The 22,803-nt window shown below is 33.2% G+C and carries 22 protein-coding genes and 1 rRNA gene; 9 read left to right on the forward strand and 14 right to left on the reverse strand.

Translation table 11 applies throughout. The annotated features are described in order from the left end of the window. A 5S ribosomal RNA gene (gene rrf, locus BUC29_RS14965) occupies positions 1 to 82 on the forward strand; the annotation flags it as partial. A gap of 190 nt (positions 83 to 272) precedes the next feature. Further along, positions 273 to 1,892: an alkaline phosphatase PafA gene (gene pafA / locus BUC29_RS14970; protein ID WP_073416994.1), complete on the forward strand. Its 1,620-nt coding sequence runs from the start codon at positions 273 to 275 to the stop codon at positions 1,890 to 1,892. Between the two features lie 113 nt (positions 1,893 to 2,005). Here the strand turns inward: pafA and ald are convergent, their stop codons facing one another. Then, positions 2,006 to 3,124, reverse strand: coding sequence for an alanine dehydrogenase (gene ald / locus BUC29_RS14975; RefSeq protein WP_073416995.1), 1,119 nt, complete (start codon positions 3,122 to 3,124; stop codon positions 2,006 to 2,008). Between the two features lie 199 nt (positions 3,125 to 3,323). Here ald and BUC29_RS14980 point away from each other — a divergent pair, with 199 nt between their 5' ends. Beyond that, a complete protein-coding gene (locus tag BUC29_RS14980; protein ID WP_073416996.1) occupies positions 3,324 to 3,782 on the forward strand; it encodes an Lrp/AsnC family transcriptional regulator in 459 nt (152 codons plus the stop codon). 59 nt (positions 3,783 to 3,841) lie between these two features. Here BUC29_RS14980 and BUC29_RS14985 read toward each other — a convergent pair whose 3' ends face one another. Together BUC29_RS14985 and BUC29_RS14990 are read right to left on the reverse strand one after the other, a co-directional pair. After that, entirely contained in the window at positions 3,842 to 5,290 is a 1,449-nt protein-coding gene (locus tag BUC29_RS14985) for a glyceraldehyde-3-phosphate dehydrogenase (protein ID WP_073416997.1), read from the reverse strand. A 207-nt stretch (positions 5,291 to 5,497) separates the two neighbouring features. Next, positions 5,498 to 6,898 (reverse strand): Do family serine endopeptidase, encoded by a 1,401-nt coding sequence (locus tag BUC29_RS14990; protein ID WP_073416998.1) that lies wholly within the window; start codon positions 6,896 to 6,898, stop codon positions 5,498 to 5,500. Between the two features lie 173 nt (positions 6,899 to 7,071). Between BUC29_RS14990 and dapF the strand changes: the two genes are divergently transcribed. From dapF to BUC29_RS15015, 5 genes are all read left to right on the forward strand, one after another. Continuing rightward, positions 7,072 to 7,854: a diaminopimelate epimerase gene (dapF, locus tag BUC29_RS14995; protein ID WP_073416999.1), complete on the forward strand. Its 783-nt coding sequence runs from the start codon at positions 7,072 to 7,074 to the stop codon at positions 7,852 to 7,854. A gap of 59 nt (positions 7,855 to 7,913) precedes the next feature. Further along, positions 7,914 to 8,447: a GNAT family N-acetyltransferase gene (locus tag BUC29_RS15000; RefSeq protein WP_073417000.1), complete on the forward strand. Its 534-nt coding sequence runs from the start codon at positions 7,914 to 7,916 to the stop codon at positions 8,445 to 8,447. Between the two features lie 10 nt (positions 8,448 to 8,457). Further along, positions 8,458 to 9,498 (forward strand): endolytic transglycosylase MltG, encoded by a 1,041-nt coding sequence (mltG, locus tag BUC29_RS15005; protein WP_073417001.1) that lies wholly within the window; start codon positions 8,458 to 8,460, stop codon positions 9,496 to 9,498. Positions 9,499 to 9,500: 2 nt separating this feature from the next. Further along, positions 9,501 to 10,418 carry a DUF2279 domain-containing protein gene (locus tag BUC29_RS15010; RefSeq protein WP_073417002.1) on the forward strand — a complete coding sequence of 306 codons (918 nt, stop codon included), beginning with the start codon at positions 9,501 to 9,503 and terminating at the stop codon, positions 10,416 to 10,418. 99 nt (positions 10,419 to 10,517) lie between these two features. After that, entirely contained in the window at positions 10,518 to 11,162 is a 645-nt protein-coding gene (locus tag BUC29_RS15015) for a peptidoglycan-binding protein LysM (RefSeq protein ID WP_073417003.1), read from the forward strand. A gap of 52 nt (positions 11,163 to 11,214) precedes the next feature. Here the strand turns inward: BUC29_RS15015 and scpA are convergent, their stop codons facing one another. The 10 genes from scpA to dnaA form a co-directional block, all read right to left on the reverse strand. Continuing rightward, entirely contained in the window at positions 11,215 to 13,347 is a 2,133-nt protein-coding gene (scpA, locus tag BUC29_RS15020) for a methylmalonyl-CoA mutase (protein ID WP_073417004.1), read from the reverse strand. 222 nt (positions 13,348 to 13,569) lie between these two features. Beyond that, the gene (locus BUC29_RS15025) at positions 13,570 to 14,931 is read right to left on the reverse strand and encodes a methylmalonyl-CoA mutase subunit beta (protein ID WP_073417005.1); all 1,362 of its coding nucleotides are present in this window, start codon (positions 14,929 to 14,931) and stop codon (positions 13,570 to 13,572) included. A gap of 17 nt (positions 14,932 to 14,948) precedes the next feature. After that, positions 14,949 to 15,281, reverse strand: coding sequence for an FtsB family cell division protein (locus BUC29_RS15030; protein WP_011921532.1), 333 nt, complete (start codon positions 15,279 to 15,281; stop codon positions 14,949 to 14,951). Between the two features lie 107 nt (positions 15,282 to 15,388). Next, entirely contained in the window at positions 15,389 to 15,997 is a 609-nt protein-coding gene (gene udk / locus BUC29_RS15035; protein ID WP_011921531.1) for a uridine kinase, read from the reverse strand. A gap of 252 nt (positions 15,998 to 16,249) precedes the next feature. Continuing rightward, the gene (locus tag BUC29_RS15040) at positions 16,250 to 17,131 is read right to left on the reverse strand and encodes an SDR family oxidoreductase (protein ID WP_073417006.1); all 882 of its coding nucleotides are present in this window, start codon (positions 17,129 to 17,131) and stop codon (positions 16,250 to 16,252) included. 74 nt (positions 17,132 to 17,205) lie between these two features. Next, entirely contained in the window at positions 17,206 to 18,333 is a 1,128-nt protein-coding gene (locus BUC29_RS15045) for a methionine aminotransferase (RefSeq protein ID WP_073417007.1), read from the reverse strand. Positions 18,334 to 18,366: 33 nt separating this feature from the next. Next, positions 18,367 to 18,801, reverse strand: coding sequence for an energy transducer TonB (locus BUC29_RS15050; protein ID WP_073417008.1), 435 nt, complete (start codon positions 18,799 to 18,801; stop codon positions 18,367 to 18,369). Positions 18,802 to 18,824: 23 nt separating this feature from the next. After that, positions 18,825 to 19,538, reverse strand: a complete 714-nt coding sequence (locus BUC29_RS15055) for an SAM-dependent methyltransferase (protein WP_073417009.1) — start codon at positions 19,536 to 19,538, stop codon at positions 18,825 to 18,827. A gap of 61 nt (positions 19,539 to 19,599) precedes the next feature. Further along, the gene (locus tag BUC29_RS15060; protein WP_073417010.1) at positions 19,600 to 20,067 is read right to left on the reverse strand and encodes a low molecular weight protein-tyrosine-phosphatase; all 468 of its coding nucleotides are present in this window, start codon (positions 20,065 to 20,067) and stop codon (positions 19,600 to 19,602) included. 8 nt (positions 20,068 to 20,075) lie between these two features. Further along, complete coding sequence (gene dnaA, locus BUC29_RS15065) at positions 20,076 to 21,503, reverse strand: chromosomal replication initiator protein DnaA (protein WP_011921525.1); 1,428 nt, start codon at positions 21,501 to 21,503, stop codon at positions 20,076 to 20,078. Between the two features lie 186 nt (positions 21,504 to 21,689). On the opposite strand from dnaA, the gene BUC29_RS15070 reads away from it, so the two are divergent. Then, positions 21,690 to 22,094 (forward strand): acyl-CoA thioesterase, encoded by a 405-nt coding sequence (locus BUC29_RS15070; RefSeq protein WP_073417011.1) that lies wholly within the window; start codon positions 21,690 to 21,692, stop codon positions 22,092 to 22,094. 31 nt (positions 22,095 to 22,125) lie between these two features. Here BUC29_RS15070 and BUC29_RS15075 read toward each other — a convergent pair whose 3' ends face one another. Continuing rightward, complete coding sequence (locus tag BUC29_RS15075) at positions 22,126 to 22,758, reverse strand: IMPACT family protein (protein WP_073417012.1); 633 nt, start codon at positions 22,756 to 22,758, stop codon at positions 22,126 to 22,128. Between the last annotated feature and the right edge of the window lie 45 nt (positions 22,759 to 22,803).

Below are 22,803 nucleotides of genomic sequence, written 5' to 3' on the forward strand. Positions count from 1 at the left end.
TCTTCCCATCCCGAACAGAGAAGTTAAGCCCGCCTGCGCAGATGGTACTGCAGTATTGTGGGAGAGTATGTCGTCGCCTTTCTTTTAAAAACCCTATCCTAATCGGATAGGGTTTTTTGTTTTTAATCTTTTTTGTTTTATATAATTTAAAATCTATTTTTAAACATAGACTAAACTGTTAAATTAAAGTCAATTGTTTGTTCTTCTTCATTTATACTTTAGAATTTTAAAATTTGAATGAGTATTTTTGTGCTTATATTATTTATTTAAACATGAAGAAAAATATTTTACTGTTGGCACTTTTAGTTATAACAAGTTTAAGTGCACAACAACGTCCCAAACTAGTTGTAGGTATAGTAGTTGATCAAATGAAAATGGAATATTTATATCGATTTTCAGATGATTTTTCCTCGAATGGTTTTAAGAAATTAATGAATGATGGATTTGTTTTTCAAAACATGCATTATAATTATATGCCAACCTATACTGCACCAGGACATGCTTCAATATATACTGGTACTACGCCTGCTACACATGGAATTGTAGGTAACGAGTGGTTTAGCAGGACTCTTGGTAAAGAAATGTATTGTACAGATGACGCTGGTGTAAAAACTGTTGGTGACGGAACAGTAGAAGAAGGCGCAATGTCTCCTAAAAATCTTCAAAGTACAACGATTACTGATGAAGTTAGAATGGCTACTAATTTTGCAGGAAAAGTCATTGGTATGAGTCTTAAAGATCGTGGTGCAATTCTTCCTGCGGGTCATTTTGCGAATTGGGCTTTTTGGTATAGCAAAACAGGTTCGTTTATTTCTAGCACTTTTTATGGAGAAAAATTACCGGAATGGGTATCAGAATTCAATAATGAAAAAAATTACTTAAAATATATCAATAAAAACTGGGATTTATATAAACCAGTTTCAGTTTATAACGAAAGTCTTCCAGATAATAATCCTTACGAAGGTAAGTTATACGGAAGCGCGGCTCCGGTTTTCCCATATGATTTAAAATCAATGTATGAGAAAAATGATGCCGGTATTATCCGTTCAACTCCTTTTGGTAATGATCTTTTAGCTGAATTTGCTAAAAGGGCGATAGAAAAAGAAGAACTTGGAAAAGATAATGTTACAGACTTCTTAACAGTTAGTTTTTCTTCTACTGATTATATTGGTCATTTACTTGGACCAAGATCTATGGAGCTTCAGGATACTTATTTGAGATTAGACCAAACTATTGCCGACTTCTTGGCTTATTTGGATAAAACGGTTGGTAAAGGAAATTATCTTCTGTTTTTAACTGCAGATCATGCTGGAGCTGAAAATGTAATTTATTTAAAAGATCGTAAATATAATGTTGACAACTATCCATCAAAAGAAGTTAAGAAAAGCTTACAAGACTTTTCAATTAAAACTTTTGGAGTTGATTTAATTTTAAACTACTCAAATTTCAATGTTTTCTTTAATAAGCAAATTATAAAAGATAAAGGTTTAGAATTATCAAAAGTTAAACAAACTTTCAAAGAGTTTTTGATTTCTCAGCCACAAGTTAAAAAAGTTTATACTGAGGAAGAGATTTTAGCTAATGCTGGAAATGATTATTCTTTAAATTTTGTTGCTAAAGGTTATGATGTAACACAAAATGGTGATTTGGTTATTGTTGATAAACCTGGAGATATTGAATATTCTACAACAGGAACTTCTCACGGTACAATTTACAGTTATGATACTCACGTTCCGGCATTTTTTTACGGATGGCATATTAAAAAAGGAGAATCTTATGATAAAAAAGTAATTACAGAAATAGCTCCAACAATTGCCCAGAAGATAAAAGTTACTTTTCCTAACGGTACTGAAGCAAAAGTATTGCAGGAGGTTTTAGATGAAAAAAAATAATCATCTATAAAAAAACTGATAGTGTACACTGGATTTTGTAGTATAAAAAAAGGCTTTTCATTATGAAAAGCCTTTTACTTTATTGCTTAGTAAGCACTTATATAATATTGGCACTATGCGTTTGCCAATACTAATTCTTCATTAAAAGGTAAATTCCATGCTTCGGCAACTCCTTTGTAAAGGATTTTTCCATTAGCAACATTCAGACCTTTTTTCAATTCTTCATTTTCTGCACAAGCTTTTTCCCATCCTTTGTTTGCTAATTGTACAGCATATGGCAAAGTAGCATTAGTTAATGCTAAAGTTGATGTATAAGGAACTGCACCTGGCATATTAGCTACACAGTAGTGAACAATATCATCGATAATAAAAGTTGGGTTCTCGTGAGTTGTTGGAGTACAAGTCTCAATACATCCACCTTGATCAACGGCAACGTCAACAACTACAGTTCCCGGACGCATTAACTTAAGCATATCTCGAGTAATTAAGTGTGGTGCTTTTGCTCCAGGAATTAAAACTGCTCCAACAATTAAGTCAGCATCTTTAATTGCTCTTGTAATATTATAATGGTTAGACATTTCTGTATTTACGTTTGCCGGCATAATATCATCTAATTGACGTAAACGTGGCAGACTTAAATCCATAATGGTAACCTGAGCTCCTAATCCTGCAGCCATTTTTGCAGCTTGAGTTCCAACAATTCCTCCACCCAAAACTAAAACTTTTGCTGGTGGAACACCCGGAACACCACCTAAAAGGATTCCTCTTCCTTTTAATGGTTTTTCAAGATATTTAGCTCCTTGTTGAATAGCCATACGACCTGCAACTTCAGACATAGGAACTAACAATGGTAAACTACGATCTGTTTTTTCTACAGTTTCGTAAGCCAAACAAACTGCTCCTCTTTCAAGCATGGCATGAGTCAATTCTTCTGAAGAAGCAAAGTGGAAATAAGTGAATAATAGCTGATCCTTTTTGATAAATGGATATTCAGATGCAATTGGTTCTTTTACTTTGATGATCATTTCTGCAATTGCATAAACCTCTTCAATAGTTGGTAAAATAACCGCACCAGCCTGAGCATATTCTTCATCAGCAAAACCACTTCCTAAACCGGCAGTTGATTGTACATATACAGTATGTCCGTGTTTTTTCATTTCTGAAACACCTGCTGGAGTTAAAGCAACTCTGTTCTCATTATTTTTTATTTCTTTTGGAACACCTATTATCATTTTGATATATTTTTTTGTTTTATTGAAATTGTTTTACAAAGCTACAGAGAGAGAATAAATTATGGTTTAACAGATAATAAATAAGAAAATATTATTTTATTTTTTAATTTTACAGAAATTTATTCTGTTTTAGTGCTTTAAACATTCTTCAAAAAGAAAAAAAGACTGAAAATTCATTCTCAAATAAAACGTTTTCGTTATGGCTTTAGATGAAATTGACAAAAAAATCTTACGTCTTCTTCAGGAAGATGCACATTATACTTTAAAAGACATCGCAAATAAAATAAACTTGTCTTTGACTCCGGTTCATGATCGTGTGAAACGTCTTGAAAAAGATGGAATTATAGAAAAATATGTCACCCTTTTAGATAAAAAAAAACTAGGCAATAATCTGACAGTTTATTGTCAGGTTACATTGACAAAACAAACTTATGATACTTCTGAAGGTTTTAATCAGTCGATTTTAAATTTACCTGAGGTTGTAGAATGTAACTACGTTTCAGGAAATTTTGATTATATGCTCAAAATCATAATTCCCGATATGGAAAGTTACCATCATTTTCATCAAAAGAAATTGTCTATTTTACCGGAAGTTTCTCTTATAAATACTGTTTTTGTGATTTCTGAAGTAAAGAGCACAACAGTTTTACCTATTTAGTAAAGAAAAAACCACCAAGAATGCTTGATGGTTTTGAAAATAGTTAGTTTGGTTGTGAATTAATAATAAGTATAACGTCTTACTTTGGCAATATATTTTGCAAGACGTATAACCTGATGACTGTATCCGTATTCATTATCGTACCAAATATAAAGGACAATATTTTTTCCGTCTTTTGAAACTATTGTGGCATTGCTGTCATAAATAGAGGGAGCCGTAGTTCCAACAATATCAGAAGAAACCAATTCATTATTCAACGAATATTTGATTTGCTCTACCAATTCTCCTTCGAGAGCATATTTTTTCATGATTTTATTAATTCCCGCAATAGAAGTTGCTTTTTTAACTTCTAAATTTAGAACAACTAATGAACCATTTGGAACCGGAACCCTAATTGCATTTGAAGTCAGTTTTCCTTCCAAAGAGGGTAAAGCTTTCGCAACAGCATTTCCGGCTCCCGTTTCAGTAATTACCATATTTAATGCTGCCGCCCTTCCGCGACGGTATTTTTTGTGCATATTGTCAACCAAATTCTGATCATTTGTATATGCGTGAATAGTTTCTAAATGACCTTTTGCAACTCCTAAAGTTTCTTCTATCACTTTCAAAACAGGCGTAATAGCATTTGTAGTACAGGAGGCAGCAGAAAAAATATCATTTTCGTCTGGATTATAATCATTATGATTAACACCGTGAACAATATTTGGAACGCCTTTTCCTGGAGCCGTCAATAAAACTTTGTTTACACCATTCGATTTTAAATGTCTTTTTAAAGCCTCTTCTGTCGTATATGCTCCAGTATTATCGATTACCAGTGCATCGTTAATTTCGTATTGTGTATAATCGATTTCTTCCGGAGAATTTGCAGTAATTATATGAACTGTTGTGCCATTAATTATCAAAGCATTATTTTTTGGATCGGCAATTACAGAACCTTGAAAGTCACCATGAATTGAATCATATCGCAATAAAGAAGCTCGTTTTTCTAAACTTGTAGCATCATTTTTATCTCTGGTCACAATGGCTCTCAAACGTAATTGATTTCCTTTTCCGGTTTTAGACATTAATTCTCTCGCCAATAAACGCCCAATTCTTCCAAAACCATACAAGACAACATCTTTAGGCTGAATCTCCTGAGAGGATTTTGATTTTTTTAATTTTTCAATCACGAAATATCTTGCGTCTGGATATTTTTCATCTTCTAAACGATATTCATACGTTAATTTTCCTAAATCTATTTTTGCAGGCGGAAGATCTAATGATAAAACAACTTTTGCAATTTCTACCGAATCGAAAATGGTAATTGGTTTGCCCACAAATTCACCTGCATATTGATGAAGATTGATAATATCGCTGACATTTTTATCCAATAATTGATTTTTAAATAAAACCATTTCGATGGATTTGTCATACCATAAATCACTTATCACTTTAATTAATTCGACACCAGCTCTTCTTCGGTCGACTTGTAATGATACCTCTTTTTGGTATAAAGAATTTTTGTTCATAATTGATTAAATTGAAATAATAAAACACTCACTTATTTTATAATTTGGCGCAAAAGTATCTATTTCAATCGATTTCGTAAACTATTTTAGCATTTATTTTTATAAAATAAAAAAGCCACCTTAATTTCTTAAGATGGCTTTTTTGTTTTCTGCCTCACTCACAATTTAAAGTTTCAAAGAACTAAATACTGTGGTTGTAAAACGAGACTAAATAATAATTCTAAATATTTCTCCATTTTTGTTGATCATTTCTATACGAACGCTTTGTCCTTCGTCCTTTTTACTTAAAAGTTTAGAAACCGTTTCAACATTTGTCGCTTTTACATTATCAATACTTAAAATAATATTTCCCTGCAATTCATTTTGATACTGCATTAAATTTTCATTTGTGATGTTTTTGATTTTTACACCATAATCAATTCTGAATTTCTTTTTATCTGCAGCATCAATATTTTCTAATTCAATACCTTTAAATTCAGTACTAAAAAATTCATTTTTACTTAAAGTAACCGGAACTGTTTTAGTTTTTCCGTCTTTTATATAAGTTACTTTTACAACATCATTTGGACGTTTTGTATTAATGTAACCTGAAAGATCAGCAAAAGTCGAAATATTCTGCTCGTCCAGTTTTACAATAATATCACCTTTTGTAAGACCTGCTTTTTCGGCGCCCGAGTTTTTAGAAACTTTGTTGATGTAGAAACCTTGGGTTTCAGTAATTCCTAATTCTTTAGATGCAGTACTGTTTAATTCACCTCCTTCAACACCCAAAATTCCTCTTTGTACATTTCCATATTCCATTATATCTTCAATAATTTTTCTGGCAATGTTTGACGGAACAGCAAATGAATATCCAACATACGAACCTGTCATAGAAGAAATCATAGTGTTAATGCCAATCAATTCTCCTCTTGTATTGACCAATGCACCACCAGAGTTTCCTGGATTTACAGCCGCATCAGTTTGTATAAAAGACTGGATTCCGCTTTGGTCTAAATTTCTGGCTTTCGCCGAAACAATTCCGGCAGTAACAGTCGAAGTCAAATTATATGGATTTCCAACTGCCAAAACCCATTCTCCAACTTTTACAGAATCTGAATTTGCAAAAGGAGTATATGGTAATTTTTCGTCAGCATTGATTTTTAATAATGCAATATCCATTTTAGAATCTGTACCAACTAATTTTGCTTTGTATGATTTTTTATTATTTAATGTAATTTCAATTTCAGATGCATCTTTAATCACGTGATTATTTGTTACAATATAGCCATCTTCAGAAATAATAACACCAGATCCGGTTCCTACTTGTTCTTGCTGCTGCTGTCCGCCATATCCGTAGAAAAATTCTAACATTGGATTACTGACTGTTCTTCTTGAAACATTTTTAACGTGAACAACTGTATGAATTGTTTTGTCTGCAGCTTCAGTAAAATCAACTGCTTCGGCAGGTAACCCAACAGTTCGCCCGTATGAGTTAGGAGCAAGGGTAACAACAGAATTTCCTTTTCCAAAAAAAGAATCACTGCCATCAAATAATAACTTGTAAGCACCAAGCGTAGTAGCACCGCTTAGTAGTGAAACTAAAAATAAGGTTGAAAATTTTTTCATATTACAGTTTATGTTTTAAGTTATTTTAGTTATTTGTTTTTAACATTTATAACGTAAAATTATGCCAAAAAATTATTTAGAAAAACGGTTTAACGCTCTTTAACATTGATTAACATTTCCTTAATTAATCTTCATAGTTTCTTCGTACTTTTGTAATTCTTAACGACTAAAAAATGCAAATAGAATTTTATAAATATCAGGGAACAGGAAACGATTTTGTGATGATCGATAACAGATCTGGATTCTTCCCGAAAGACGATGTAGAACTGATTGAACGCTTGTGTGACAGACGTTTCGGAATTGGAGCTGACGGATTAATTTTATTAGAAAATGATTCTGAAACAGATTTTAGAATGGTTTATTATAATTCAGATGGAAACCAAAGTTCGATGTGTGGCAATGGCGGCCGTTGTCTGGTTGCTTTCGCAAATAAATTAGGAGTTATAGATGACAAAACGACATTTATAGCTACCGATGGACTACACCATGCTTCAGTTGGAGATAACTCAATTATTTCACTTCAAATGATCGATGTTGATGAAGTGCAGAAAAAAGATTCTTATACTTTTTTAAATACTGGTTCTCCGCATCACGTACAAATTGTTGACGATTTAGAACATTATAATGTAAAAGAAAACGGAGCAGCAATTCGTTACGGAGAATTATATGGACAAAAAGGAAGCAATGTTAATTTTGTAAAAAAAGTAGATGATGATACTTTCTCATTACGTACTTACGAAAGAGGTGTTGAAGATGAAACTCTTGCCTGCGGAACCGGAGCAACAGCAGTTGCCATTGCTATGAATGCTATTGGACAAACTGACAAAACTTCAATTAACTTAAATGTTGAAGGAGGAAAACTTGTGGTTTCTTTCGATAAATTAGGAGATCATTTTACTAATGTCTTTCTAACAGGACCTGCAAAATTTGTTTTTAAAGGTAGTATTGAAATATAATCAATGATGTCAGTCTGAGCAAGTCGAAGACAAAATCAATTTAAAATCTAAAATTGCAAATGATAACACTCAAAGGCGATAACATTTATCTGCGTGCACTCGAACCAGAAGATCTGGAATTTGTGCATAGCATGGAAAATGACCAGAGCATTTGGGAAGTTAGTAATACCAATACACCTTACAGTCGTTTTTTAATTCGCCAATATCTTGAAAATGCTCAACAGGATATTTATGAAGCAAAACAATTACGTCTGGCGATTTGTCAGGATGAAGATTTTCCGGCCATCGGATTGATCGATTTATTTGAATTTGATCCAAGAAATAACAGAGCAGGAGTAGGCATTGTAATTCAAAAAAATGAAAACAGAGGTCAAAAGATTGGTTCTGAGGCATTAGAACTTTTAATAAAATACTCTTTTTTTAATTTAAATCTGCATCAGCTATATGCAAATATTAGTACAAATAATGAAGCAAGTATAGCTCTTTTTACTAAATTTGGTTTTGAGAAAATAGGAATTAAAAAAGACTGGATTTTGCAAAATAACCACTATCAAGACGAAGCAATTTTTCAGTTAATCAATAAAAACATTTAAACTAATAGCTTTGAAATTAAAAAAAATCATCACCATAACTGCTGTAGCCGTAATTTCTGTTCTTTTGATTTACGGTTTTATTTTAATCAGCCGAATTTTTAGTGCCAATACAAAATTTGAAGAAAAAGAAGTTTACGTTCACGTGCCAACTGGAGCCAATTATAGTGATGTAAAAAAAATATTAGAACCATATATCAAAAATTTTGACAATTTTGAATTGGTTGCAAGCAAAAGAAGTTACCCCGAAAATGTAAAATCTGGTCGTTTTCTTCTTAAAAAAGACATGAACAATATTGATTTAGTTCGCGCTATGCGTTCGAATGTTCCAGTAAAATTAGCTTTTAACAATCAGGAACGTTTAGAAAATTTTGCAGGCAGAGTAGGTTCAGAAATTGAAGCAGACAGTACGTCACTATTAAAAGCTTTTAGAGATTCTACGTTTTTAGCACAAAACGGATTCAATGAAGAAAATGTGTTTGCTATGTTTATTCCAAATACTTACGAAGTTTACTGGAATACATCTGCAGAAAAATTCCGTGATAAAATGATCAAAGAGTATCATAAATTCTGGACACCCGAAAGAATTGAGCAAGCCAAAAAACAAGGTTTAACTCCGGTTCAGGTTTCTATTTTGGCTTCTATCGTTCATAAAGAATCAGTTAAAAAAGATGAAAGACCTCGTATTGCAGGAGTTTATTTAAATCGTCTTCGTTTAGAAATGCCATTGCAGGCAGATCCAACAGTAATTTATGCTTTAAAATTAAGAGACAATAATTTTGATCAGGTTATAAAAAGGGTTTTTTATAATGATCTAATTATGAGATCTCCATACAATACTTATGTAAATGTTGGTCTGCCTCCGGGACCAATTGCTATGGCTGATATTACGGCACTAGAAGCAGTTTTGAACCCAGAGAAAAACGATTACATATATTTCTGCGCAAGTGTTGACCGTTTTGGTTACCATGAATTTGCTTCAAATTATGCAGAACACCAAAAAAATGCAAAAAGATATTCAGACTGGATTGCTAGTCAAGGCGTAACAAGATAGTTTTGAATTTAAGAGAATACCTTTTTTTACCGGTTTTATTTCTACTAAGCTTTCAATCTTTTTCTCAGAATAAGATTGAAAGCTTTTTAACTCCTTCTGATACTTTAAATAAAAAAAGACAAACTACAGTAATTGTAACTGAGACTGCTTTGGCATCAGCGACTTTATTGGGACTCAACCAGCTTTGGTATGCCGATTATCCCAGATCTAAATTTCATTTTATTAATGATAATAATGAGTGGCTTCAAATGGATAAAGTAGGTCACATGTATTCTTCGTATCATTTAGGAAGATTTGGTGCCGAAATGTTAAACTGGAGCGGTGCAGATCAAAAAACGCAATTGATTTATGGTGCTGGTTTAGGGTTTGCCTTTTTAACTGCTGTTGAAGTTTTAGACGGATATTCTTCTGAATGGGGAGCTTCTTCCGGAGATGTTATAGCAAACGCTACAGGAACTGCTTTATATGTTTCGCAGGAATTATTGTGGAACGAACAGAGAATTATTCCCAAGTTTTCGTTTCACACTACACAATATGCCAAAATGCGTCCTAATTTATTAGGGAAATCATTAAATGAGCAAATTTTAAAAGATTACAACGGACAAACCTATTGGCTTTCTGTCAATCTTCATTCTTTTGCAAAAGAAACCAAAATTCCAAAATGGCTGAATGTTGCTTTTGGATATGGAGCCGAAGGAATGATATCTGGAAATGTTCATGATGAAATCCCAGTTTCTGTTCAAAATCCCGATCGATACCGTCAGTTTTTTCTTTCTTTTGATGTGAATTTAGCCAAAATTGACACAAAATCGCATTTTTTGAAAACCGTTTTTTCTGTTTTTAACACGATAAAAATTCCGGCTCCAACTCTCGAATACTCCGCCAATAAAGGCTTTAAAGCACATGCACTATATTTCTGATTTTGGCTAAAGTGCTGATAATTAGATTTTTTTGTTTTTCATTACCTTTGCCCCGTAGAAATTTCAAAAAGGTGACAGCGATTTGAAGAAAAACAATTTATGATAAAGAAGTGGTATTTTTATGCGAGTTTAATCGTAATTATTACATTTTTAAGTTTGGGTTTTAAACCCTTTAGTGTCGAAACCAAACCGTGGTTTCTAACAGAAAAAACAGATGGATCAGAATACATTTATCCATCTTTAGAAAAGGATGATTATCCTAAAGTAAATCTAAACGTCCCATACACTGGAAATCATCTTATCGGTTTTAAAGAAGCAGTTGCTTTTAAAGAATCTCAGGGAAAATACCGAATGGTAAATTCGCTGGGTTACATGGGAAAATATCAATTTGGTTCAAAAGCCTTAAGAGCTATCGGAGTCAGAGATGACAAAGACTTTCTAAAAGATCCTGCATTGCAGGAAAAAGCTTTTGTTGCATTATTATCCAAAAATAAATGGATTTTACGCAATGAAATCAGAAAATATGAAGGTAAAGTTATTAATGGTGTTGAAATTACAGAATCTGGTATTTTAGCAGCTGCCCATCTTGGAGGTGCAGGATCAGTAAAAAACTTTTTTAGAAACGGAGGAAACAGGCATTTTAGAGATGCTTTCGGAACTTCATTAAGAAGTTACATGCGAGATTTTGCCGGCTATGACCTTTCGTTTATTGAAGCAGATAAAAATGCTGCAATAAATGATTAACAATTAAAAAAAATCCCGATTTATAAATCGGGATTTTTTTTATCTCTATAACTTAGTCAATCAATATTTCTAAAATTTGAATAGCAGCTTCGCTAATTTTAGTACCTGGTCCAAAAATCGCTGCAGCCCCGGCATCAAATAAAAATTGATAGTCCTGTGCCGGAATTACTCCGCCCACAATTACCATAATATCTTCACGATCATGCTTTTTAAGTTCTTCAATAACCTGCGGAACCAAAGTTTTGTGTCCAGCCGCAAGCGATGAAACACCTAAAATGTGCACATCATTTTCTACAGCCTGTTTTGCTGCTTCAGCCGGAGTTTGGAATAAAGGACCAATATCAACATCAAAACCAACATCGGCATAACCGGTTGCAACTACTTTTGCACCTCGATCGTGCCCGTCTTGCCCCATTTTGGCAATCATAATTCTTGGGCGTCTTCCTTCTTGTTTTGCAAAAGCATCCGCTAATTGTTTTGCTTTTTCAAAATTTTCGTCGTTTTTTATTGCTGCACTATACACACCGCTAAAGGATTTAATTTGTGCTTTAAACCTGCCGAAAATAGTTTCTAAAGCATCACTTATTTCGCCTAATGTAGCTCTGTTTCTGGCAGCTTCTACGGCAATTTCCAATAAGTTTCCTTCTCCGGTTTTGGCACAATGAATTAATTTTTCCAGTGATTGTTTTACTTTTTCAGAATCTCTTTTTGCTTTAATATCATTAAGTCGTTCAATTTGCTGTTTACGAACCATTTGGTTGTCAACATCTAAAATATGAAGCGGGTCTTCCTTTTCTAATCTATATTTGTTTACACCAACAATAATATCCTGCCCGCTGTCAATTCTGGCTTGTTTTCTGGCAGCAGCTTCTTCAATTCTAAGTTTAGGAATTCCGGCTTCTATAGCTTTCGTCATTCCGCCCAGTTCTTCAACTTCTTGAATTAATTTCCAGGTATTTTCTAAAATCTCATTTGTCAAAGATTCAACGTAATAGCTTCCGCCCCATGGATCAACAGTTTTAGTTATTTTAGTTTCTTCCTGAAGATAAATTTGTGTGTTTCGGGCAATTCTTGCTGAAAAATCAGTTGGTAAAGCAATAGCCTCATCAAGAGCATTAGTGTGCAAAGATTGTGTTCCTCCAAAAGCTGCAGCAGTAGCTTCTATACAAGTTCTGGCCACATTATTAAACGGATCTTGTTCTGTTAAACTCCATCCGCTGGTTTGACAGTGCGTTCTTAATGCTAATGATTTATCGCTTTTCGGGTTAAATTGCTGTATTAGTTTTGCCCAAATCATACGGCCTGCTCTCATTTTTGCAATTTCCATAAAATGGTTCATGCCAATTGCCCAAAAGAAAGATAAACGCGGAGCAAATTCATCAATTGTCATTCCGGTTGATAATCCGGTTCTAATATATTCTAAACCATCTGCAAGCGTATATGCCAGTTCAATATCTGCTGTTGCTCCGGCTTCCTGCATATGATATCCCGAAATAGAAATCGAATTGAATTTCGGCATTTTTTTGCTCGTAAATTCAAAAATATCAGCGATAATTTTCATCGAAGGTGCAGGTGGATAAATATAAGTATTTCGCACCATGAATTCCTTTAAAATGTCATTTTGAATTGTTCCCGAAAGTTTACTAAGTTCAACACCTTGTTCTTCGGCGGCCACAATATAAAAAGCCATAATAGGTAAAACAGCGCCGTTCATGGTCATTGAAACTGACATTTCATCAAGTGGAATCTGATCGAATAATACTTTCATATCTTCGACAGAATCGATAGCAACGCCTGCTTTTCCAACATCTCCAACTACACGTTCATGATCTGAATCGTAACCACGGTGTGTTGGTAAATCAAATGCAATCGAAAGTCCTTTTTGACCTGCCGCAAGATTTCTTCTGTAAAAAGCATTACTTTCTTCGGCAGTCGAAAATCCGGCATACTGGCGAATCGTCCACGGACGTCGAACATACATTGTAGCATATGGGCCACGCAAATTAGGCGTAAAGCCAGCTCCAAAATCCAAAAACTCTAAATCTTCAATATCCTTTTCAGAATATTGTTTTTTGAGTTCGATTCCTTCGGCGGTTGCAAAATTATCTGTCGAATTGTCTAACTTTTGACTTTCGACTTTCGACTTTTGACTTTGAAGATTAATATGTTTAAGGTCTTTTCTCATTTTATGTTGAATGACTAACGAAGATTTTTAAGTGAATTAATCATACTATGCATTATTATATAGTATGGTAAATAATAAAACAATATTCCTAGCACCATGGCTGTAATTCCAATAAAAATCTTTTTATAGTTTTTATATGTAACTCCGATTGTCAAAAAAAATAGACAAGTAACGATCATAATTAATGATAATATCCAAAAAGCAATAAAATAAAATCCCATTTTATTCTTGTTCCAGCCTTTCCTGTTCCAACTTTTCGGCTAATCTTTTTTCTATAATTGGCGTAATTAATGTTTTTCTTGGTTTGATTTTTACAAAAGGAAACAATTCCAGATCATGTTTCATTCTGTCCTCTTTGTTTGGATATTTATTCGTTCCTAATAAAACTTCTTTTTTAGAATCGAATAACTCCTGTTCTTTGTTGGCACTTTCCTGAATTTTCTTTTTGATGGTTCCGTCGTTTAAAAGTTTTAAGAAACCTCCGTTTGCTTCGATATCTTTAAATAAAGCCAAACTTTTTTCTGCCAATTGCATGGTTAAGCTTTCAATGTAATAACTTCCATCTGCCGGATTATCGACTTTATCAAAATAACTTTCGTGTTTTAAAACTAAAAGCTGATTTCGTGCAATTCGATCGCCAAATTCATTGTCTTTGTGATATAACGAATCGTAAGGTAAATTAGCAACAGCATCGGCGCCGCCTAAAATAGCCGACATGCATTCGGTTGTTGTACGCAGCATATTGACATTATAATCGTAAATAGTTTTATTACGTTTTGTTGGTGTAACCAGAAAATGACAATCCAATTCTGGATTATATTCGGCAGCAATTAATTTGAAAAGTATTCGTAAAGCACGAAGTTTGGCGATTTCAAAAAAGTAATTGGTTCCAACAGATATTTCAAAAACTATTGGTTTTGATAAAGCCGGAAAACGATTCAGATATTCATTAGTATGTGCTAAACTGTAAGCAATCTGCTGTGTGATATTTGCTCCTGCATTTTGATATAAACCTAAATCTACACTAAGAAAAGGAAGATTGGTTTGAGTTGAAATTTTTTCAAGCGTTTCAAAATTATTTTTGTCTGATGTTAGAAACCAGTTTCCATCGCGGGCTAATTGTCCAATTGGGTCTAAATTACAGTAGAAAGCTGCCTTTTTCTGAACTGAAATAGTGTCCAGTTTTTTTACGAAATCGATTGAGAGAAAACTTAAATGAAAATAAACAGTTCTCCCTTCTAAAGGAAGATTTTCTAATAATTTTTGAACATCGGTATTTTCGTTTTGAATTGTAAAACGTAAACTTTCAGCACCTCTTTCAATAGTATTTAGGGCTCTGTTAATAGATTTTTCGACATCGTGTACAAATATATTTTGGCAGATTTTAAATTCTGAAGCATTAGTTTGTACAGAAGCAGATTTAGTAAATTCGTCGCTGTGATAAAAAGGTTTTACCTGAATATCTTCGGGAGAATTCCAGATAACAGTTTGGTTGTAATCGGCTCCATCCAATTCAAACTGAATTTTTTGTTTCCATTGTTTGGATGAAATCGGATTAAAATCTTCGAATAGGTTAGTGGCCATTTGGTGTTTTTTCTGAATTATTCTTTTTCCTGAATAGTGTCTCCTTCAAAATGAATGATATAAATATCTTCGCTGTCTTTTTTCATAAAGTACTTTTCGCGAGCGTATTTTTCTATTTGTTCAGGATTTTTAAGTTGTTTGATCTGTTCCTGATCTTTTTTTATTTCTTCCTGATAATATTTTTTATTGTCTTTTAACTCATTGATTTGTCCGTCTAAAAAGCGATGATCAAAATAAGAGTAATTGTCTAGAAAGAGCATCCATATTACAAAAAACAACAATACCCAGACGTATTTATTACCCAGGAATTTAAACCATTTTTTGTCTTTATACGGATTTTTGAATTTCATACAACAGATTATTTCTTTTGAATATGATTGAGTTTTTAGACACTACAGAAAGCAATCCCGATAATTATCGGGAGCTTAAATATTATGGTTTAAATTTACGATAAAAATTATAAAATTCTCTGATTAATTACGGCCCGAACTACATCAATTGCAACGGTATTGTATTTGTCGTTTGGAATAATAATATCGGCAAATGCTTTTGTTGGTTCGATAAATTGCTCATGCATAGGTTTTAAAGTAGTTTGGTAACGGTTTAAAACTTCGTCGATATCCCGTCCGCGTTCAGAAATATCTCTTTTTAAACGACGAATTAATCTTTCGTCAGAATCAGCGTGAACATATACTTTAATGTCAAAAAGTTCTCTTAATTCAGGATTTGTTAAAATTAAGATTCCTTCAACAATCATTACTTTTCTCGGATGTGTCGAAATCGTATCATCGGTTCTGTTATGCTGAATAAATGAATAAACTGGCTGATCGATAGTTTCACCGGCTTTTAAAGCTTTAAGGTGTTTTACTAATAATTCAAAATCAATAGCACGAGGATGATCAAAATTGATTAATGCTCTCTCGTCAAAAGACAAGTTATGGTTTTCTTTATAATACGAATCCTGAGAAATTACGCCAACCTCGGTATCTGGCAATTCGTTCATAATTTGATGTACAACCGTTGTTTTTCCGCTTCCAGTTCCTCCTGCAATTCCAATAATGAGCATAAAATTTTTGTTTGATATTTGTTTGGCAAAAATAATAATTTAACTGAATCGCTAAACATGTAATGTAATTTAACCATATAACTAATATAAGTAAATTTAAGCTGTAGAATGTTTAAACAAAGTGTTACTTAACTGAAATTATATTATTTGTATAGTGAAAAACATAAAAAAAATCCCGAAAGTAAACCTTCGGGATTTGGTGCAATCAGTATAGTTTAAAAAAAATATTCTGAATTTAGTAAGCACTTGTAATTATTTATTCTTTTTTGCTTTAATCATCATTTCAAGCTGATCCCAAAGTTCCTCAGGAATTGCTTCTAATAAATTGAATTGTCCGGCACCTTTTAACCATTCGCCGCCGTCAATTGTAATAACATCACCATTCACATAAGCAGAGAAATCTGAAACTAAATAAGCCGCTAAATTTGCCAGTTCCTGATGGTCTCCAACACGTTTCAAAGGCACTTTTTTAGCCATATCAAACTTTTCAGAAAGATCTCCAGGTAGTAATCTGTCCCAAGCACCTTTTGTCGGAAATGGTCCCGGCGCAATGGCATTAGAACGGATTCCGTATTTTGCCCATTCTACCGCAAGACTTCTTGTCATGGCTAAAACTCCTGCTTTTGCAGTTGCACTTGGCACAACATAAGCAGAACCTGTCCATGCGTAAGTTGTTACAATATTTAAAATCGTTGCCGATGTTTGTTTTGTGTCAATCCAGTGTTTTCCAAAAGCCAGCGTACAGTTTTTAGAACCTTTAAGGACGATATCTATAACAGTATCAAATGCATTTGCAGATAAACGTTCAGTTGGAGAAATAAAATTTCCGGCAGCATTGTTTAAAAGAACATCTACTTTTCCGAAAACTTTTAAAGTTTCCTGAAGCATATTTTCTACTTCTTCGTAATGACGAACATCACATTGAAGCGGTAGACATTTTCCGCCAGTTTGACTTTCAAGTTCTGCTGCAGTAGTTTTTAGCTTTTCTAAATCCCTTGAAGTTATCGCTACCTGAGCTCCTAATTCTAAGAAATATTTTGTCATAGCTTTTCCCAAACCGCTTCCGCCGCCTGTAACTACAATGACTTTGCCTTTTAAAGCATCATCACGTAACATTTTATCTGTATAGCTCATATTTTTCTTTTTTTACAATATTAATTAAAAAAATAGGATGCGTGCATAATATTGTTATAAATTTTTGGTAAAATTTATATTTCGCACAATTTTTTTGCGGCAGACTCTAAAGTGAAATCATCTTTGGCAAAGCAAAAACGTATCAGTTTTTGGTCTTTATGGTCTGAATAAAAAGTAGAAATAGGGATGGCTGCAACGCCATGATTAATAATGAGGTTTTTGCAAAAAGTTACATCATCTTCATCTGAAATATTGGCATAAGAAGCTACCTGAAAATAAGTTCCTTCACAAGGATTTAATTCAAAACGACTATTTTTTAGTAGTTTTTGAAAATAATCTCTTTTTTCCTGATAGAATTTCCCTAAAAGATTTACATCAACAACATCTAAATATTCATTGATAGCAAACTGTGAAATACTGTTTACGCTGAAAACCAAAAACTGATGCACTTTTTTGATTTCTTTCATTAAATGTTCAGGAGCAATGGTGTAGCCAATTTTCCAGCCCGTAATATGAAATGATTTCCCGAAAGAAGAAACCATAACACAGCGGTCTAAAAGAAAGCTTTTGGTATGTGCCGAAATATGTTTTTCTTCAAAAGTAATATATTCATACACTTCATCAGATAAAACTATAATATCAGGATATTTTGAAAGTATTTTTTCTAATTGAAGAAAATCAGCTTCGTTTAAAATTTTTCCAGTTGGATTATGCGGATTATTGATAATCATCATTCTGGTTTTTCCAGAACAAGATTTTTCGATTGTTTCCCAATTTGGCGTATAATCATCATTTAAAGCCACTCGAACTGGTTTTGCTTTACAAAGTAAAACAGGAGATTCGTAAGAATCATAACTTGGATCAAGAATAATTACTTCGTCATTTTCTCTTACTAAAGCCAGAATAGTTGTGAAAATTCCCTGTGTGGCGCCTGCTGTAGCCAAAAGTTCTAAATCAGGATTAATCGTTCTATTGTATGAATCCTGAGTCAGCTTTGCAATTTTATTCATCAACGGCGGAGAACCTGCCATTGGTGTGTATTGATGCACATTTTCTTTAGCTAATCTCGCAACAATATCGGTCAATCTTTCATCTACAGGAAAATTTGGAAATCCCTGCGAAAGATTTATCGCATTATATTCCGCTGCCATTTTTGACATTACCGTGAATATGCTTGTGGTTACGTTTGGGAGTTTACTCATAAAAATAGATTAACGAAAAAGTAACTGAATTGTTTAAATCTGTATAGGAAATACAAGTGAGTACAAAGTTCTAATTTCTTTGTTGTTTTGTTTTCCTGCTTTCCATCTAGGGGATAATTTTAAAACTCTTATTAATTCCTCTTCAGATCCAAATCCAATACCTCGGAGAACTTTTATGTCGCTTAATGATCCATCTTTTTCAATAATAAAAGTAGCAAATAATTTTCCTTGATGGGTTGGTCTTTTGTTTGACTTTTTATAGTTGTCATCTAAAAAATGATTAAACTTAACTCTGCCACCAAGAAATTCGGGTTTAATTTCTATATCTATAGGAATGTAAATTGCATTTTCATCTTGAAGAATCACCTTTCCGTTTTTATCTTTGTGAATATCAGTAATTCTTGTAATTTTTTGAGAAAATATGGTTTGAGTTAAACTAATTAAAATCAAAATTAAAACCTTTTTCATAGGCAATGGATTTTTAATATTAATTACATTTTATGAATAATAAAAATAGCTGGACGCTTGTCAATATCAACTTTTAATTTTTTCCAATCAGAAACTTTTAGGGTTTTAATGAATTCTGTCGGCAAAGTAATATCAGCCGCAATACACAAATGTGTCGACGGATTTAAAATCTGTAAAAGATCTTCGATTAATTTATTGTTTCTATAAGGCGTTTCAATAAAAATCTGTGATTGGTTTTTATCCTGAGATAATCTCTCAAAATGTCTCAATGCAGATTTTTTCTCATCTTTATCAATTGGTAAATAACCGTTAAAAGTAAAACTCTGACCGTTCATTCCAGACGCCATCATAGCCAATAGGATAGAAGAAGGTCCAACTAAAGGCACAACCTGAATTCCTTTTTCGTGTGCCAGTTTTACAATAACCGCTCCTGGATCAGCAACGCCAGGACAGCCGGCTTCGCTCATTAATCCCATATTTGTTCCTTCCAGCAAAGGTTTTATAAAGTCTAAATGTTCGCTTGGTTCGGTTCTTTTGTTTAAAGTAAAAAGAACCAATTCAGATTGTTTTTTTTCCGGATAAACTGCTTTTATAGATTTTCTCGCAGTTTTATCGTTTTCAACAATATAATGGTCGATAACTTCTATCGTTCTTCTAACAGTCTGAGGTAAGACATCCATCGGATCGCTTTCGCCCATTGTAGTTGGAATTAGATATAATTTTCCGAAAGATTTCATGTGCTTTTGTTTAAAATTAAAAAATTCAATTATTTCTTTTTTAGAAACAATTGAATTTAAATTAAGAATGTTTTTTTAGAAGCTGATCAGCTATTAAATCGGTTACTTCGTCCAGCATTTGGTAAACGTTGTCAAAACCGTTTACAGAGCCATAATAAGGATCAGGAACGTCGACATTTTCGTCTGGAAATAATTCGTTTAAAATTAAGCGGACTTTGCTTTTATGTTCAGGAGTTTTGGCTAAATGTATAACATCGCGAAAATTCGAATTATCCATTACATAGATATAATCGAATTCATCAAAATCTGAAGGTTGAATTTGTCTGCCTTTTTGCGCACTAATATTGATTCCGTTTTTGCGGGCAACATCGATAGAACGTTTATCCGGACAATGGCCAATATGCCATGAACCAGTTCCGGCAGAATCTACAATGAATTTATCTGCGGGTAATTTGGATGCTAATATTCCTTCTGCTAAAGGAGATCTGCAGATATTCCCCAAACAAACCATTAAAACTTTTACTGGCATGATTCGCGTTATAGCGTTAGTTTTTTGTTGATGTCTTCGACAAATTTTTTGAATTGTTTGTCTGTAGAAACTAAATTATCAACGGTTTTACAAGCATGTAAAACGGTAGCGTGATCGCGGTCTCCAATTTGTGAACCAATATTTGCCAAAGAAGCTTTTGTAAATTTCTTTGCAAAAAACATGGCCAATTGTCTCGCCTGAACAACGTGTCTTTTTCTGGTTTTTGATTGAAGTGTTTCAATATCAAGCTGAAAATAATCAGACACGATTTTTTGTATATAATCGATAGAGATTTCTCTCTTTACGTTTTTAACAAATTTCTCAACTACGCTTTTCGCTAACTCAATCGTAACTTCTTTTTTATTGAAAGAAGACTGGGCTATTAATGAGATAATAGCACCTTCAAGTTCACGAACGTTAGATTTGATGTTACGCGCAACATATTCCAGAATATCTTCCGGCATATCAACACCATCGCGATATAAAATGTTTTTTAAGATCGAGATACGGGTTTCATAATCAGGCTGGTGCAATTCTGCAGACAATCCCCATTTGAAACGAGATAATAATCTTTGTTCAATGTCCTGCATATCTACAGGAGCCTTGTCTGAAGTTAAAATTACCTGTTTTCCGTTTTGGTGCAAATAGTTGAAAATGTGGAAAAATACGTCCTGAGTTCCTGATTTTCCAGATAAAAACTGAACATCATCAATAATCAAAACATCGATTAATTGGTAAAAGTGAATGAAATCGTTACGATTATTCTTTTTAACCGAATCAATATATTGTTGAGTGAAAATCTCGGCAGAAATGTATAAAACCGTTTTTTCAGGATATTTATCTTTTACTTCAACTCCAATAGCGTGAGCCAAGTGTGTTTTTCCTAATCCAACTCCTCCAAAAATCAATAACGGATTAAATGAAGTTCCACCAGGTTTATTGGCAACAGCCATACCTGCAGACCTTGCTAAACGGTTTGAATCTCCTTCAAGGAAATTATCAAAACTGTAATTAGGATTTAACTGAGATTCAATTTTTAAATTTCTAATTCCGGGAATTACAAACGGATTTTTAAGTTCTGGATTTAAGTTTTTAAACGGAGCGTCAACTTCTTGCGGTTTCATTGGAACTCTGTTGGAACTTGGCAGCTGCTCGGTAAACGGCTGTTTATTTCCATAAGTGTTCTCCATTTTAATTTTATAGAGTAACTTTGCATTTTTTCCCAGTTCTTTGGTAAGCGCAACTTTCAATAATTTTACGTAATGTTCTTCCAGCCATTCGTAAAAAAATTTACTTGGTACTTGAATATATAACGCGTTATCGGTTAGCTCAACTGATTTGATTGGTTCAAACCAAGTTTTGTATGCTTGATCTTGAATATTGTCCTTTATAAAAGACAAACAGTTTTCCCATACCGATTGAGCAGTTTTAGTCATAGATTCAAATAAATTTTTTTATTATTGATAAAGATTCTCCTATAAAAAAGGAGCAAAATTTTTCCGTTTTTCAGGATAACAAATATGTGAACAAATTTCTGTAAAAAAAAATATTTTAGGATCTAATTTTATAAAAAAATGTTGTAAGAGAACTTGAATAATTTAAAATTTTTTAATATATAAATAATGAAAAATCATCAAACGCAAGTGCGTGTTCGTTACTCCGAAACTGACCAAATGGGGGTCGTTTATCACGGAAATTATGTGCCTTATTTTGAAATTGGACGCGTGGAATGGCTTAGAAATAAAGGGATTTCGTATAAAAGTATGGAAGAAAGCGGAATTGGACTCCCAATTGTTTCGATGCAGATCAATTATAAAAAATCGGCTCGTTATGATGAGCTTTTAACAATTCATACAACATTCAAAAGTCAGTCGTCTGTTAAGATCGAATTCGACTGCGAAATCTATAATGAGGCAAATGAGTTATTAACAACGGCAGTGTTTATTTTAGTATTTATTTCGTTAAAAACGGGTCGCCCAACTGCCCCTCCGGATTATATTTTGGAATTGTTTAAAACGCTAACTTAATTGTTAAAACAAAGTGTGATTTAATACTAAATTACACAATTTTAATATCGATTTCAAACATTAAATCAAAAATGTCGAATATTGATTCGGCATTTTTTTTTCGCGTTTTTGTCATTATCTTACCAATTGGAAGACCGGAAATTTCATCAATTTCCATCTCCTGAGATGTGATTTCCAATTTTTTCTCTTTTATAACACGCATTACTTTGTTCATGTTTTTATAATCAAAAGAAATCAAAAAATGCACATCAATTGTTTTTTCAACAATTTCACAAACTTCTAATGTCATTTGTGCCGTTGTTCTGTAAGCGGCAATCAATCCTCCAACACCTAATTTTGTTCCGCCAAAAATACGAACCACAACTATAAGAACGTTTGTTACACCAAAAGATTGTATCTGTCCGTAAATTGGCGCGCCGGCGGTATTACTCGGTTCTCCATCGTCGTTGGCACGATAAGATATTTTTGGCGCCGTGCCCAATTGATAAGCGTAACAATAATGTACAGCATGCGGATGAAGCTTGCGTAAATCCTCAATAATAGGTTTTACTTCATCTTCACTTTCTATAGGAAATGCATAGCCAAAGAATTTACTTCCTTTTTCTTTAAAAAGTACTTCTTCAGATTCTCTGGCAATGGTTTGATACGTATCGTTATATTCCAAATCTAAAATTCTAAATTATTTTTTTGCCACAGATTAAAAAGACTT

Origin of the sequence: Flavobacterium defluvii (assembly GCF_900129555.1) — a bacterium.
Taxonomy (GTDB): domain Bacteria; phylum Bacteroidota; class Bacteroidia; order Flavobacteriales; family Flavobacteriaceae; genus Flavobacterium; species Flavobacterium defluvii.